The sequence below is a fragment of the Nonomuraea antimicrobica genome (assembly GCF_039536965.1).
Classification (GTDB): domain Bacteria; phylum Actinomycetota; class Actinomycetes; order Streptosporangiales; family Streptosporangiaceae; genus Nonomuraea; species Nonomuraea antimicrobica.
On record NZ_BAAAZP010000018.1, the window covers coordinates 1 to 14513 of the forward strand.

Annotated in this window: 15 protein-coding genes; 8 read left to right on the forward strand and 7 right to left on the reverse strand. The window is 71.1% G+C overall.

What is annotated here, in order from left to right; all coding sequences use genetic code 11:
• Both ABD844_RS06375 and ABD844_RS06380 read right to left on the reverse strand, forming a co-directional pair.
• On the reverse strand, positions 1-2417 hold a 2417-nt coding region (locus tag ABD844_RS06375; RefSeq protein ID WP_344873923.1), incomplete at its 3' end, for an ATP-binding protein.
• A gap of 115 nt (positions 2418-2532) precedes the next feature.
• Positions 2533-3132 carry a hypothetical protein gene (locus ABD844_RS06380; RefSeq protein WP_344873925.1) on the reverse strand — a complete coding sequence of 200 codons (600 nt, stop codon included), beginning with the start codon at positions 3130-3132 and terminating at the stop codon, positions 2533-2535.
• A 277-nt stretch (positions 3133-3409) separates the two neighbouring features.
• On the opposite strand from ABD844_RS06380, the gene ABD844_RS06385 reads away from it, so the two are divergent.
• The gene (locus ABD844_RS06385) at positions 3410-3772 is read left to right on the forward strand and encodes a peptidase inhibitor family I36 protein (protein WP_344873927.1); all 363 of its coding nucleotides are present in this window, start codon (positions 3410-3412) and stop codon (positions 3770-3772) included.
• A gap of 100 nt (positions 3773-3872) precedes the next feature.
• Here ABD844_RS06385 and ABD844_RS06390 read toward each other — a convergent pair whose 3' ends face one another.
• Positions 3873-4322 (reverse strand): winged helix-turn-helix transcriptional regulator, encoded by a 450-nt coding sequence (locus tag ABD844_RS06390; protein ID WP_344873929.1) that lies wholly within the window; start codon positions 4320-4322, stop codon positions 3873-3875.
• A gap of 45 nt (positions 4323-4367) precedes the next feature.
• On the opposite strand from ABD844_RS06390, the gene ABD844_RS06395 reads away from it, so the two are divergent.
• Both ABD844_RS06395 and ABD844_RS06400 read left to right on the forward strand, forming a co-directional pair.
• Positions 4368-5789, forward strand: coding sequence for an MFS transporter (locus ABD844_RS06395; RefSeq protein WP_344873931.1), 1422 nt, complete (start codon positions 4368-4370; stop codon positions 5787-5789).
• Complete coding sequence (locus ABD844_RS06400) at positions 5786-6256, forward strand: pyridoxamine 5'-phosphate oxidase family protein (protein ID WP_344873933.1); 471 nt, start codon at positions 5786-5788, stop codon at positions 6254-6256. Before ABD844_RS06395 ends, ABD844_RS06400 begins: the two co-directional genes overlap by 4 nt.
• 58 nt (positions 6257-6314) lie before the next feature.
• Here the strand turns inward: ABD844_RS06400 and ABD844_RS06405 are convergent, their stop codons facing one another.
• Positions 6315-7301 carry a pirin family protein gene (locus ABD844_RS06405; protein ID WP_344873935.1) on the reverse strand — a complete coding sequence of 329 codons (987 nt, stop codon included), beginning with the start codon at positions 7299-7301 and terminating at the stop codon, positions 6315-6317.
• Between the two features lie 170 nt (positions 7302-7471).
• On the reverse strand, positions 7472-8620 hold the full coding sequence (locus ABD844_RS06410) for a mandelate racemase/muconate lactonizing enzyme family protein (RefSeq protein WP_344873937.1): 1149 nt from the start codon (positions 8618-8620) through the stop codon (positions 7472-7474).
• A gap of 84 nt (positions 8621-8704) precedes the next feature.
• On the opposite strand from ABD844_RS06410, the gene ABD844_RS06415 reads away from it, so the two are divergent.
• Positions 8705-9433, forward strand: coding sequence for a FadR/GntR family transcriptional regulator (locus ABD844_RS06415; RefSeq protein ID WP_344873939.1), 729 nt, complete (start codon positions 8705-8707; stop codon positions 9431-9433).
• The gene (locus tag ABD844_RS06420; RefSeq protein ID WP_344873941.1) at positions 9430-10362 is read left to right on the forward strand and encodes a D-2-hydroxyacid dehydrogenase; all 933 of its coding nucleotides are present in this window, start codon (positions 9430-9432) and stop codon (positions 10360-10362) included. The genes ABD844_RS06415 and ABD844_RS06420 overlap by 4 nt, the downstream gene beginning before the upstream one ends.
• 199 nt (positions 10363-10561) lie before the next feature.
• Here ABD844_RS06420 and sugE read toward each other — a convergent pair whose 3' ends face one another.
• On the reverse strand, positions 10562-10888 hold the full coding sequence (gene sugE, locus ABD844_RS06425; RefSeq protein ID WP_486348537.1) for a quaternary ammonium compound efflux SMR transporter SugE: 327 nt from the start codon (positions 10886-10888) through the stop codon (positions 10562-10564).
• Positions 10889-11104: 216 nt separating this feature from the next.
• Here sugE and ABD844_RS06430 point away from each other — a divergent pair, with 216 nt between their 5' ends.
• The 3 genes from ABD844_RS06430 to ABD844_RS06440 all read left to right on the forward strand — a co-directional run bounded on the left by ABD844_RS06430 (position 11105) and on the right by ABD844_RS06440 (position 12965).
• A complete protein-coding gene (locus ABD844_RS06430) occupies positions 11105-11674 on the forward strand; it encodes a TetR family transcriptional regulator (RefSeq protein WP_344873945.1) in 570 nt (189 codons plus the stop codon).
• A 95-nt stretch (positions 11675-11769) separates the two neighbouring features.
• Positions 11770-12360 (forward strand): RNA polymerase sigma factor, encoded by a 591-nt coding sequence (locus ABD844_RS06435; RefSeq protein WP_344873947.1) that lies wholly within the window; start codon positions 11770-11772, stop codon positions 12358-12360.
• On the forward strand, positions 12357-12965 hold the full coding sequence (locus ABD844_RS06440; protein WP_344873949.1) for a hypothetical protein: 609 nt from the start codon (positions 12357-12359) through the stop codon (positions 12963-12965). Before ABD844_RS06435 ends, ABD844_RS06440 begins: the two co-directional genes overlap by 4 nt.
• Positions 12966-13019: 54 nt before the next feature.
• Here ABD844_RS06440 and ABD844_RS06445 read toward each other — a convergent pair whose 3' ends face one another.
• The gene (locus tag ABD844_RS06445) at positions 13020-14354 is read right to left on the reverse strand and encodes a WD40 repeat domain-containing protein (RefSeq protein WP_344873951.1); all 1335 of its coding nucleotides are present in this window, start codon (positions 14352-14354) and stop codon (positions 13020-13022) included.
• Positions 14355-14513 lie beyond the last annotated feature (159 nt).

The window sequence follows — 14513 nt, forward strand, 5'->3', positions numbered from 1 at the left end:
GCCCAGCGTGCTCCGGCGTCGGCCAGCAGGGCGCGGGCGTGGGCCAGAGCCGGTACGGCCAGCGGCGCGTCCAGCCCGGCCAGCCGGGAGGCGTGCTGCGCGACCACGTCCGCGGCCTCCGCCGCACGGCCCGCCGCCAGCAGCGCCTCGGTCAGCGCGGGCAGCGTACGGACGGACACCGGCCACAGGCCGCCCGCCTCCCAGTGGTGCGCCGCCTCGGCGGCCGTCGCGATCACCGGCTCCGGCTCGCCCCGGGCGGCGGCCAGCCTGAGCAGCATGGTCAGCGGAAGGACGAGATCGTCGAACTGCCCGCGCGTATGCGCCACGGCGATCGCGTCGAGCAGCGGTGAGAGCGCGGCCTCCTGGCGCCCCTGGACCGCGGACAGGCAGGCGGTGACGATGTCCACCAGGTTGCGTTCGTGCGGTTCGTCGCCGAAGTGGTCGCGCAGCTCCCCCAGTCGCGCGGCCAGCCCGTCCCACGAGCCCGCGACGTAGTCGGCGGCGGCCAGGTTCACCAGGCAGCGGAGTTCGAGCCGCCCTCGCAGGTCGGGCTCGGCGCCGTCCTCGATCGCCGCGGTCAGCAGGCGGCGGCCTTCGCGGTGGTGGCCGCTGAACAGGGCCGCGCCTCCGATGGAACGGTAGGCGTTCACCTCGCGGCGCAGCAGTCCGCGCCCGCCGGTCTCCCGCCGCAGGTCGTCAACCAGCTCGGCCCAGCGCGGATCGCCGACCTCCACGAAGATCATCGCGATCTTGCCGAGCACCAGCATCCGCATGGCGGGGTCGGCGACGGCGGGCAGGGTGGCGAGCGCCCGCTCCAGCCACGACCTGCCCTCGTCGAGCGGCAGCCCGCCGGCCGGGCGGCCCACTCCGACCATGGCCCAGGCGGCCAGTCCAGGCTGGTCGACCAGGTCGTCGACGGCCTGGGCGAAGGGGGCCCAGGAGAGGGCGCCGTCGGTGCGTGTTCGTTCCAGGATCAGGGCGAGCAGGAAGCGGAGCGTGCCGCGGAGGGGGCGGGGCACGTCCTGCTCCAGCGCGGCGTCGATGAGGTCGGCGACGGGCGGGAGGTGCAGCAGTTCGAGCGCCGCCCAGCCGAGCTTCACCGTCAGCTCCGCCCGCCGGGCCGGGGGCGGGTCGGTGTGCCGCAGCACGTCCTCCAGCAGGCGCGCGGCCTCGGCGTCGTCGCCCAGACGGACGGCCTGGTCGGCCGCCTCGACGGCGGCCTCCGCCCACTGCCCGGCCCGGCCGGCCTGGCGCAGGTGGTGCGCGAGACGTCCGAGCGGCACCGGCCGCAGCCTCCGTACGGTGTCCGCGGCGTCGGCGTGCAGCGCCTGGCGGCGGCCGAGCGGGATGGCCTCGTGGACCGCCTGCGCGGCCAGCACGTGCCGGAACCCCACCAGGCCGTCGCTCTCGGCGAGCAGCCCCGAGCCGAGCAGCTCGTCGAACGCCTCGGTGTCGCCCGCGGCCAGCAGGCCGACGGGCACCGGCACCTGGAGGACGGCGGCCCGTTCCGCCACCTCCCTGGCCCCGCCGGAGAGCCTGGCGACCCGTTCCTGCACCGAGACGCGTACCCCGCTCGGCACGTCCAGCTCGTCGAGCGCCCGCCGCGCCCAGCCGCCCTCCCACCTGATGAGCGTCCCGCGGGCGCGCAGCAGCGCGAGCAGCTCCTGCACGGCCAGCGGCAGCCCGGACGCCCTGACGCACAGGTGCTCGGCGAACTCGGCCGTCACCTCGTCGGCCCCGAGGATCGCCGAGGCCATGACCCGGGTCTGGGCGGGGTCGAGGGGCGGCAGCAGCAGGTGTTCGCCGCTGATCGCGTCGGAGGTGCGCGCGGTGATCGCGCGTACCGCGGCGGGCGCCTCCTCCCCCCGGTACGTCAGCACCACCCGGAGCGTGCCCGGCAGCACGGACATCAGATAGGTCAGGAACTCGACCGTCTGCCCGTCGGCCCAGTGCAGGTCCTCGACGACCAGGACGGCCGGGCCGAGCGCGGCCAGCACCTCGACGAGCCCGCGGAAGACCCGGTGCCGCTCGGCCGCCCGGTCGTCCAGCGGCGGCGGCGTCTCCGGCAGCACGGCGGCCAGCTCGGGCAGCAGCTCGCGCAGGTCTCCGGCGACCGGCGACAGGTCCGCCCCCGCCAGGTCGGGCGCGCGTCCCCGCAGCGCCTCGACGATCGGCCCCAGCGGGAACGGCTCCCTGATCTGCACGCAGGCCCCGCCGAGCACCCGCAGGCCCGCCGCCGCGGAGTCGCCGAGCGCCTCGGCCACCAGGCGCGACTTGCCGATGCCGGCCTCGCCCTCGATCACGGCCAGGGCGGGGGCCGTCGCGACGAGCGCGGCCAGCCGCGCGAGCTCCCTCTCCCGTCCCACGAGAACCGGGGAGACCACCCGCCCTGCCTGCATCCGATCATTCAACTGCACGCGAGGTATTAGATCAACGCCGCCCTCACGCGCGCCCTGCGGGCCGCACCTTCCCTGACCGCGTGCCGGTGGTGGCCGGGAGCGGACCTCCGGTGCCCGTCATGGCGCGGGCGGATCAGGGCTCGGCGCCGACGAGGTAGTAGCCGCAGTCCCAGCGCGGCTTGCTGCCGTTCGGCGAGCACATGCGGGTGTCGTACGGCCGGAAGAAGTGCATCGTGTCCCAGTTCTTCGTGCTGTGGTCGGACACGCTGACCTCCAGGCTCTGGATGGTCCATCCCTTGTATTTGATGTAGTCGCCCAGGTCCCAGGCGAGCAGGATGTCGTAGTCGGACGCCTTGTGGCCGTCGAAATGGCTTCTGGTGACGTTCAGGCTGTGGAAGGAGTTCGTGGTCCAGTTGTACAGGTTGCCGTGGAAGTTGACCTGGCAGTTCGGCTTGCCGCCGACCGTCGGGTAGCCGCTCATCAACTGGCCGAGCAGCCAGAGGTCGGACTCCCTGCCGCCGCCGACGCCGACGCCACCCGCGTGGATCAACATCTTGGCCTGGAAGGTGCACCTGCCGCTCTTGACGGTCCACCACACGCCGTTGTTGCCGCTGACGACCGACTTGGCACCGTTGATCTTGCGATATTCCGCGGCGGCGGCCGGGGCGGTCAGCCCGGCGACCAGGAGAGGGACGGCCAGGATACTGATCAGAACTGAGCGCCACCGGCGCATGGTTACTCCTAGCGGATTCAGCATGATGACACGCGAATGCTTCACCCGCCGCACCAACATCGGACCACGCCACAGAGAACGATGTCGCGTTCCAGGTGAATATCACGATCCGCCGGGGCGGCGGGCGCGAGGCGCGAGGGCCTGACCAGTACGTCAGATGTTGACGACCCCGCGTCAGATCTTGCATCGCTCCAGACAGATGCAGAACGCGCACGCCTGACTACATGCTGTGACGGGACCGGAACGCGGCCCCGCCAACACCATCAGGAGGACGGCAATGAACAGAACGACACACAGGACCAGGGCCGCCGCGCTCGCCGGCGCGATCGCGCTCGTCACGCTCGCCTGCACCACCCCGCCCGCCACCGCGCAGGCGAGGGCCGGCGACATCTGCCTGTGGAGCGGGCGCAACTACTCGGGGGCGCACTGGTGCTGGAACCCGGGCAACGGCTACGTGGACGTGCCGCCGGCGCTGCACGACAACGTGGGCTCCTTCCAGGCCCACGCCGACGGGTGCTTCATCAACTGGATCCACGTACCCGACCGCAAGGAGACCCGCATCGTGCGCAACGGCGACTACCGCCGGGTGTACGACAACGACTTCGGCGGCAAGATCGACGCCGTGGCTCCGCGCTGCTGACGCCGTAGCCGAGCGGAACGCCGCCTGCCCACCGGGCGGGCGGCATTCCTCGTCGCGGCGCGGGGCGGCGCCACGCCCCCACCAGCGTCCGGATCGGGCGTCAGCCGACCGCGGGCTGGAGTTCGTGCTCTTCCGACGCGGCCTTCTCGTCGTAGTCGGAGCGGGCGGCGGAGATCTCCTGCTGGTGCTCCTCGGTCCAGATCACCAGCGACGTGATCACCTCGTGCAGCGAGATGCCGAGCGGGGTCAGCTCGTACTCCACGCGGGGCGGCACCACCGGGTAGACGGTCCGCCGGACGAGCCCGTCCCGCTCCAGGTGGCGCAGTGTGACCGTGAGCATCCGCTGGCTGACGCCGTCGACCGCGCGGCGGAGTTGGGTGAACCGCATCTTCCTGCGGTCGAGGAGGGCGATCACCAGCAGCGACCACTTGTCGGCGACCCTGTCGAGGATCTGCCGTACGTCGCAGTCGGCTCGGACGTCCCACTGTCTGGCCTGGTCATCCTCGGTTCCCGTGCAGTAACCGAGTGCCTTTGAAGTGCCGTCTTCCATAGCTCCCCATGGTGACGCAAGATTCCTTTGTTACCAAACAGAACCATGGGAGAGATTCCTGTGACCGATACCGTTCAATCCCCCTCCTCGTCGCTGCGACTGACGCCCCGCTCCTGGGGAATGTTGTTCGTCCTGTGCGGGGCGATCTTCCTTGAGGGCATCAACGTCGCCATGCTCAACGTGGCGCTGCCCGCCATCCGAAGCGACCTCGGCCTGTCCACCGGCGAACTGCAGTGGGTGATCAGCGCCTACGTCCTGGGCTACGGCGGGTTCATGCTGGTCGGAGGCCGGGCCGCCGACCTGTTCGGCCGCCGCCGGATGTTCCTGATCTGGCTCGGGGTCTTCCTCGTCGTCTCCGCCCTGGGCGGGTTCGCCACCGAGGGCTGGATGCTCATCGCCGCCCGTTTCGTGGCGGGCGTCGCCTCGGCGGTCATGACCCCGGCCGGGCTTTCGATCATCACCACCAGCTTCCCAGAAGGGCCGCAGCGCAACCAGGCGCTCCTGGTCTACTCCGGCACCGCGGCCGGCGGCTTCTCGCTCGGGCTGGTGCTCGGTGGCCTGCTGGCCGTCGTGGACTGGCGGCTGGTGCTCTTCGCGCCCGCCGTGCTGGCCCTGGTCATCCTCGTCCTGGCCGTGCCGCTGATCCCCGCCGCTCCCGCGGAACGTTCCAGCGACCGGCGCGTGGACGTGCTCGGCGCGGTCACCATCACCGCCGCCATCATGCTGCTGGTGCTCGGCGTCGAACGGGCCGCCCACGCGAGCGCCGCGTGGACCGTCGGGACCCTCGCGGCCGGAGTCGTCCTCATCGTGCTCTTCGTCGTGATCGAGCGCAGGTCCGCCGCTCCCCTGCTGCGCCTGGGCATGCTGCGCTCCGCACCGCTGGTACGGGCGAACCTGGCCGGCCTGCTGTTCGCCGGCGCCTTCTTCAGCTTCCAGTTCATCGCGGTGCTCTACCTGCAGGAGCTGCGTGGCTGGAGCTCGCTGGAGACCAGCCTGGCCATGCTCGCCATCGGCGCGGACGCCATCCTCGCCCCGACGCTCACCCCCCGGCTGGTCAACCGCTTCGGCAACGCCAAGGTCATCGTGGTGGGGCTGGTCCTGGCCCTGCTGTCGTACGTGTTGTTCCTACCGATCGGGCTGGACACCGTCTACCTCGCCATGTTCCCCACGATGATCGTCCTGGGGCTGGCGTTCGCGCTCGCGTACGGGCCGCTGACCATCGTCGCCACCGACGGCGTGGACGAGAGCGAGCAGGGCGTGGCAGGTGGGCTGCTGTACACGTCCTTCCAGTTCGGCGCCGCGCTCGGGCTGGCCGCCAGCACTGCGGTCATCGTCGCCACCACGGCCGGCGGCACCACGGCCGACCTGCTCGGCGGCTACCGCGCGGCGCTGGCCGTACCCATCGCCGCCGCGGTCCTGGCCGCCGTCGTCAGCGCCTTCGGCCTGCGGAAGAGGGCAGCCCGATGACGTCGTTCGCGGAGCTCGAGAGCGAGTTCAACGCCTTCATCGGCACCACGGTCTACGCCACCATGGTCACCATCGACGCCGGCAACCGCCCTCGGACCCGCGTCCTCATCCCCATCTGGGAGAAGGTGGACGGGCGGCCGCTCGGCTGGCTGGCCACCTACAAGACGCCCGTCAAGGCGGCCCACCTGGCGGGCAACCCGCACACGTCCTTCTCCTACTGGAAACCGGGCAACAACTCGGTCGCCATCGAGGCCGTGGCCACCTGGGTCGAGGACGTGGAGGTGAAGCGCCACGTATGGGACCTCTACCGCCGTACCAGCCCGCGCGGCGCCGGGTACGAGCTGGGCAACTTCTGGCGATCGCCGGCCGACCCCAAGCTCCATGTCCTTCGCCTCGACCCGTGGCGCATCCAGGTGATCCGCGGCATGGACCTGCGCAGCCGCATCTGGACGGCGCCGCAGGCGTGACCCCGGCCGGAGGCGGGCGGCCCCCAACCTCGGGGCCGCCCGCCAGGGGCTGCGTCGTTCAGCCCGACTGCTCCTGCCCGCCGGTGTGCGGCATCCGGGCGGCGGGGACGACGCCCAGGCGGCCCGCCTGGTAGTCCTCCATCGCCTGGAGGATCTCGGCGCGGTTGTTCATCACGAACGGGCCGTAGTGGACGACGGGCTCGCGGATCGGCTGCCCGCCGAGCAGCAGCACCTCCAGGTTCGGCTCGGCCTGCGGCTGGCGCCGGTCGGCGGCCACCGTGAGGGCGCCGCCGGGCCCGAAGGCGGCCAGTTGACCCTTGCGGATCGGGGCGTGCCCGGTGCCGACCGTGCCCTGACCGGCCAGTACGTAGGCGAGGGCGTTGTACGCCGGGTTCCACGGCAGCTCCAGGGTCGCGCCGGGGCTGACCGTGGCGTGCACCAGCGTGATCGGGGTGAACGTGATCCCCGGCCCCTGGTGGCCGTCCAGCTCACCGGCGATCACCCGGAGCAGCGCGCCGCCGTCGGCGGAGGCGAGCAGCGCCGCCTGGCGACCGCGGATGTCCTGGTAGCGCGGCGGGTGGAACTTGTGCGCCCGGGGCAGGTTGACCCACAGTTGCACGCCGTGGAACAGCCCGCCCGAGACCACCAGGTGCTCCGGGGGCTTCTCGATGTGCAGCAGGCCCGAGCCGGCGGTCATCCACTGGGTGTCGCCGTCGGTGATCGTGCCGCCGCCGCCGTTGGAGTCCTCGTGGTCGAAGACGCCGTCGATGATGTAGGTGACGGTCTCGAAGCCGCGGTGCGGGTGCCAGGGGGTGCCCTTGGGCTCGCCTGGCGCGTACTCGACCTCGCCCATCTGGTCCATGTGGATGAAGGGGTCCAGGTCGGCGGCGGAGACCCCGGCGAAGGCACGCCGTACGGGGAAGCCCTCGCCCTCGAAGCCGCTGGGCGCGGTGGTCACCGACCGGACGGGGCGCTGGACGGCCGCGGCGGGATCGGTCAGGACGACGCGGGGCAGCGTCAGGGTGTCGGCGGTGATGGCTGGCATGACCCCTCCAGATCTGTTGAAAGTTAAACAGTCAGTTTTCTGAACAGCCCGCGTCCGAGAGAAATTCCTGGCGCAGGACCGGCGCCCGGCCCGGGGTTCGCGTCCTGGTGTTCCCGCGATTCTGGTCGGTCATCTTCGCCGGCCAGGATCCGTCGTACCTCGCCATACGGTCAACGTACGAGGCATCTGTACACCGCGTCGGGTCGGAACGGGTAGCGTCGTTCGATGTCGTCGGTGAGACGCACGCCCAGTCCCGGGGTGGTTGGTGCGGCGAGTTCGCCGTCCTTGATCCGGAACGGTTCGATCAGCAGGTCGGTGCGGAGCGGGTAGCGGGGCAGCGGCCATTCCGCGAGGACGCCACCGCGGGCGAGCGCCGCGTGGTAGTTCGCGGCCATGCCGACCGCGCTCCCCCAGCAGTGCACGACGGTTGTCGTGTCGTGGGCGGAGGTCGCCTCGAAGACCTCCAGCACCGCGCCGATTCCGCCGATGACGGTGGCGTCGGGTTGCACGAGGTCGTAGTAGCCGGCGCGGACTCGGTGGTTCAGCTCTTCCGGCCTGGTGATGATCTCGCCGCCGGCGATCGGCACCGCGCTGCGCTCGCGCAGCCACGGGTACTCATCGGTCCTGCCGAGGCCGAGTGGTTCTTCCAGAAATGCCAGCGGGACTGCCACCCGGGAGAGGAAGTCGAGCGCGTCGGCGGCCGATCCGCCGGGTACAGCGAGGTTCTGGCACATGTCCACGGCCACCTTGATCCCCCTCTTCTGCGCGAGGTCGACGGTGGAGACGACCTTTTCGGCTTCGTGGTGACGGGCGCGAATCTTGATGAGGTCGAGGCCCGCGTCGGCGACCGTGGCGAGTTCGGCCTCCATGCCCCTGGTGGTCGCGCTGTCGCCGCCGCTGCCGTACAGCGCGATGGCCGGCGCGGGATTTCCCCCCAGTAGCTCATATGTCGGCACCCCGAGGTGGATGCCCTTGGCGTCCCAGAGGGCCGTTTCGATCGCTCCCACGACATGCCGGGCGGCCCCGGACAGACTCCAGTAGCCGGTGGCCTCGCACGCGTCGCGGTAGCGGGCGGCCACGTCGAGTGCGTCGGCACCGAGCAGGTACGGCTCGATGAGCTTGACCGTCTCGACGAACACCATCGGAGCGAACACGGCGAGGTACGCCTCCCCCAGGCCGACGGACCCGTCGGAGAGCGCGATCTCCACCAGACCGGTGGTCCGCCACCCGGTGGGCAAGTGCCGGGTGACCTCGACGTTGTCCGGCCCCGCGTACGGAGCGCTGAGCAACACGGGCCGGACGGCGGCGATCGTGGGCATGGCTGGCCTGCTTTCCCCGCCTCTCGCTGATCACGCGACGCGGTGCTATTCTCCTACCGGTTATCCTACAAGTTAGGGGGTTTCATGCAGGACAGTCCAGCCCGGCAGCCAAGAACGCCGCTTGCGCGGCTGGCCAAGCCGTCGACGATCCACGAGTCGGTACAAGAGGCGTTGCGCGGCTACATCATCGACAACCGGCTGCGCCCTGGAGACGCCATGCCGTCCGAGGGAGACCTGGCGCAGCAACTCGGCATCAGCCGGAACTCGGTGCGGGAGGCTGTCAAGGCGTTGATGTCCCTGGGGATCTTGGAGACACGGCGAGGAAGCGGCGTCTACGTGACGCCCTTCTCCCTGTCGGCGCTGGCCGAGACCCTGCCCTACAGCCTGCTGTTCGATCTTGACGAACTGTCGGAACTGCTGGAGATCCGGCGCGTACTGGAGACCGGCCTGATCGAACGTGCGATCACGGACATGACCGAGGCCACCAGGGATCGCCTCCGCCGCGTTGTCGACGACATGCGTGAGCAGGCCCGGCGCGGACGTGACGTCATCCAGCAGGACCGGGCGTTCCACCACACTCTGTTCGAGGACGCGGGGAACCGGGTCCTCCTCAAGGTGCTCGACGCGTTCTGGGTCGCCCTGCACGAAGCCCTCGCCACACGTCCGGACATCCACGAACGCGCCCCCGCCGAGATCTGCGCCGACCACGAGGCGATCTACCGCGCGGTTCTCGACCGTGACATCGAACGCGCCAGAAGGACCCTCGAAGACCACTACACCGAGATTCGGGACAGGATCGGTGAACGACGGTGAGCATCTACGTCCATCTGGCGCTGGCCGAGCCGGACATCGCGGCCCTCCACGCCGCCACCCCCGGCGAGCAGGTGCACATCGCACACCCCGGCAGCCTCACCGTCCATGACCGCGATGCCTTCGCCGCGGCGGAAATCGCGCTCGGAAACTGTCCCCCGGACTGGATCGACGCAAGCACCACACTACGTTGGCTGCAACTGGCCTCGACCGGACTGGACGGCTACGGCCATCTGGCCCGGCGCCCCGAAGTCCGCTGCACCAACCTCCCGGGCACTTTCGCCAACCCGGTAGCGCAGACCTGCCTGGCAGGCATCCTCGCGCACTACCGCGGCCTCGACCGTCTGGCCGCCTGGCAACGATCCGCGCTGTGGAACCGCGACGCCCTCCGCCCGCAACTGCGCACCCTGACCGGACAGCGGGCGCTCATCCTCGGCACCGGATCCATCGGCCGCCGCCTGGCGGAGTTGCTGACGCCATTCGGCTGTGAGGTGATGACGGTCGGCCGACACTCCGGCGACATCACCATCAACGACCTGGACCGAGTGCTGCCGGACGCCGACATCGTGTGCGCCGTCCTGCCGGGCACCGATCAGACCCGCCACCTCCTCGACCGCCGCCGCCTTTCGCTGATGAAGACCGGAGCCCTCCTCCTCAACGCCGGGCGGGGCAGCCTCATCGACGAGGACGCCCTGATCGACGCCCTGCGGGCGGGCCGACTCGGCGGCGCCGTCCTCGATGTCACCGCGCAGGAGCCACTGCCACCGGACAACCCACTCTGGAAATGTCCGAACCTGCTGCTGACCCAGCACACCGCCGGTGGATCAGCCGACGAGAATCGCACCACGATCACCGTCTTCGCCGACAATCTCCGCCGCTACCGGACCGGAACACCGCTGCGCGGCCTCGTCGACTGGCAACGCGGTTACTGAACGCACCCGAGGCCCTCACCCGGCAACCGCGTGGGATCAGTTGCAGCCGCCGCGAGGGTGTCGTCGGCGGCGAAGACAGCCGAAGGGCGATCAGTCCATGGTCAGCAGGTCGGGGGCAGGGCGGGCCGGGTGACCGGCGAGGTCCCTGGCCTCCTGACCGCGATCGGGTCCCGCGAGAAGGGCGCGGGACGAAAACCGCTCACTCGGTCAGCAGCCTGAGCCCGACGACGCCGGCGAGGATCAGGCCGAGACAGGCCAGCCGGAGCGGTGAGGCGCTTTCGCCCAGGGCGAGGATTCCGACGATCGCCACGCCCAGCGCGCCGATCCCGACCCAGACGGCGTAGGCGGTCCCCACCGGCAGGGTGCGCAGGGCGTAGGAGAGCAGGACGAAGCTCAGTACGGCGGCCGCCACCCCCACGACCGACGGCCACAGGCGGGTGAAGCCGTCGGAGCGCTCCAGCGCCGTGGCCCAGACGATCTCCAGCAGGGCGGCCACGATGAGCAGTGGCCAGGCCATGGCGCTCATGCCGTCGCACCGGCGTCGGCGGTGATGGGTGCCCCGGTGCTGTCGGGGCCGCTCCCACCGGCGAGATTGCGTCCCATGCGGTGCCTCCAAGTAGGCGTTTACCGGAATTGATTCCGGTTATACGTTAACCGGAATCAATTCCGGATGGCAAGCGTGGCGCCGACAGGAAGCCGGGGCGGAGTTCCGTAGGCTGGTCCGGTGGCGAAGGAGACGATCATGAGCCCGAGGCCCGAACGAGCGGACGCCGCCCGCAACCGGGCCAAGATCCTCGCGGCGGCCGGCGAGATCGTGCTGGCCCGTGGCGTGGAGGCGCTGGCGATGGCGGACGTCGCCGCCGCGGCGGGCGTGGGCGTCGGCACGCTGTACCGCCGATTCGGCGACCGGTCGGGGCTGGCGTACGCGCTGATCGACGAACGCGAACGGGAGTTCCAGGCGTCGTTCATCGAAGGCCCGCCCCCGCTGGGCCCGGGAGCTCCGGCCCCCGCCCGCATCCGGGCGTTCCTGCACGCCCTGGTCGACCGCACCGTGGCGCAGCTCGACCTGCTGCTCATGGCGGAGACCGCGAGCCCGCTGGCCAGGTTCGGCGGGGCCTACGATCTCTACCATGCCCACCTGGTGCGGCTGATCGAGCAGGCCGAGCCCGGCACGGACGCCTACTGCCTGGCCGACGCCCTGCTGGCCCCGCTGGCCGCGCCCCTCCTGGCCCACCGCCTCCGCGCCGGCAGGGCGACCCCCGACCGCGTCAAGGCCGCCCTCGACCACCTCCTGACCGGGATGGCGGAGTGACGGCCCACCGGCTCGCCTGCTGACCGGGCGGGTCGGCTCCAGCCCCGCCGGATGCTGACGGGGAACTCGCCCGCGTCCCCGCGACAGTAGTTCTTGTGGATGTGAAGATACGTGCCCGCATACGGGACGGCGATCAACAGGCCCTGGGCGAGCTGTTCGACCAGTACGCCACGAGCGTCTACAACCACGCCTACTGGCTGGTCGGCGACTGGTCGGCCGCCGAGGACGTGGTGTCGCTGACGTTCCTGGAGGTGTGGCGGTTACGGGAACGGCTCGACCCGGACGGCGGCTCGCTGCGCCCCTGGCTGCTGGGAGTGGCCACCAACGTGGGCCGCAACCTGCGACGAGCCAGGCGGCGGCACCAGGACGCCCTGGCCAAGATGCCCCGGGCCGACCCCGTCCCGGATTTCGCCGACGAGGTGGTCGGGCGGATCGCCGACGCGCAGCGGCTGGAGGAGGTGCGCGCGGCGATCGGACGGTTGCGCGAACCCGAGCGGGACGTGCTGCTGCTGTGCGCCGGGGCCGGGCTCGACTACGCCGAGGCGGCCGAGGCGCTCGGCGTCCCGATCGGCACCGTGCGCTCGCGGCTGTTTCGGGCCCGCAAGAAGCTGGAACTCGCCTTGACCCCCGCGACAGGGAGAAGTGACCGCGGCACCGCGGTCCGGTCCATCACGGAGCACCCATGAACATCTTCCCCGAAGGACGGGACCTTCCTGAGGACCGTCACCACCTGCTCAAGGAGTTCATCATGACCGCGATCCACGACGAGCCCACCCCCGCCAGGCGGCGTCGCGGGCTGCTGCGCCCGGCGGTGCTGGCTCCCGCCCTTGGCCTGGCCGCCGCAGCCGCGGTGGCCCTCCCGCTGCTGCTCGGCGGCACCCCCGCACACGCCGTGGCCAAGAACCCCGACGGCACCGTGACCATCACCATCAACGAGACCAAGGACCCCGAAGCACTCGAGGACGAGCTCCGGAACATGGGCTACGACATCGTCGTCGACTTCCTGCCCGCGGGCAAGCAGTGCGCCAACCGGCCGCGCGGCTCGAACTGGCTGTCCAAGGAACAGGCTCCCCTCGCCGTCTTCCCGCCCACCGTCGAGACGCCCGGTTTCCAGATCGACCCGGCGCAGATCAAGCCGGGCCAGACCGGCGTGCTGGAGTTCGCCGTGAACGACAGCCCCGAGGCGGGTGGCGTCGTGGCGGGGATCTGGGCGCGCGTCTCCGACGGCCCCGTGGCGCCGTGCGACCTCGTCGACGGCAGCGCGCCGCTCGGCGACCCCTCAGTGAGGTAAGCACCGGTATTCCGGGAGCGGGCCGTCGCATTCGCCGGTACGGCGCCTGGCCGGTCAGGGGGCGAGTTCGTCAGGGATGCCCGGGATGCTCCAGACCGTGGCGTACTGGTCGCCGCCGATGGCCAGGGTCGTGCCGTCGGAGGTGAACGACAGGGAGGAGCCGGCCCCGGGGATGGGGTGGGAGACGGACTTCCAGGTCTTCGTGTTCCACAGCCGCCACGCCTGAGGCTTCCCGTGGCGGCCCGCGGTCGCCAGGATCTTCGCGTCGGTGGGGTGGAAGCGTACCGAGTAGGCGTCCGCCAGCGGAGATCCGACGCGTTCCCTGGTCGCCACGTCCCACAGGCGGCCCACCCCGTCCAGGTTGCCGGTGGCCAGCAGCTTTCCGTCGGCGCTGAACGACACCGAGTTGACCATGGTGCTGTCCTGGAGCGGGTCCCCGATCCGGCTCCTGCTCGCCACGTCCCACAGGATGATGACGTCGTGGAAGCCGCCGGTGGCGAGCGTCCTGCCGTCGGGACTGAACGCGATGGCCTCGATGCCGTCGTCCTCGTGCACCACGATCGGGTCCCCGATCCGGCTGTCCGTCATCAGGTCCCAGAAGGACAGCACCCCGCTGGAGCTGCCGACGGCCAGCGTACGACCGTCCGGGCTGATGGCCCCGGCGTCGGCGGACTCGAAGTGGATGACGGCGTCCTCGTCGTCGAGGCTCGCGGTGAGCAGCGGGCCGCCGACCGGCTGGCGAACCGCCGTGCCCCAGAGGTCCACGGAGTACGACTCGCCCTCCTCGTCGGCGGGGTAGCCGTCGAGGGCGAGTGTCTTCCCGTCCGGGCTGAGCGCGAGGAAGTCGGTGGTGTACTCGCGCTTCAGCACCGGCGGCACGGCCTTCCTGCCGGGAAGGGACCACGTGGTGACGTCGCTGCTGCCGACGGTGAGCAGGAACGTTCCGCCGGGGTCGATCGCCGTTTGGGTCGCCGCGGTTCGGAACTCGGCGACGCGTACGATGGCCGGTGGATCGTTCCAGGTGAACCAGTAGACACCGGCACCCGCCACCAGCACCAGGGCCACCACCACCGCCATGTGACGCCGCCGGCCCGGAGGGGGCGCGGTCGTCGGGTCCGCCGCCACGAGTAAGGGGTCGGGCGGCGCGGCCACGGGAGGCGGGGGCCGCCCTTCCCGTTCCTGTTCCTGCTCCTGCTGGGGTGTGCCATTGGCCCAGGTGATCACCAGCGCGACGGTCGCGACGGAGGCCAGCAGGACGGCCGCCAGGTCGGCGATGTTGACCTGCTCCGCCGGATCGAGGGCCCGGAGCACGGCGAAGACCAGTACGGCCAGCGCGGCCAAACCCGCCCCGGCCACCAGCGTCCGCCACCGCGACCCGCCCTTGTTCACGCTGACATCATCGCTCTTCCATCGCCCAATAGCACCAGATACCCGCATATCCCGACCCCGTGCCCCGCGCCGGATACGCCTCAGGCCGTACGCGAGCCGACGAGCGTTCGCCTCGCGGCCGATACGCGGCCCGGCGAGGCCCGTATCGCGTGCGACGCA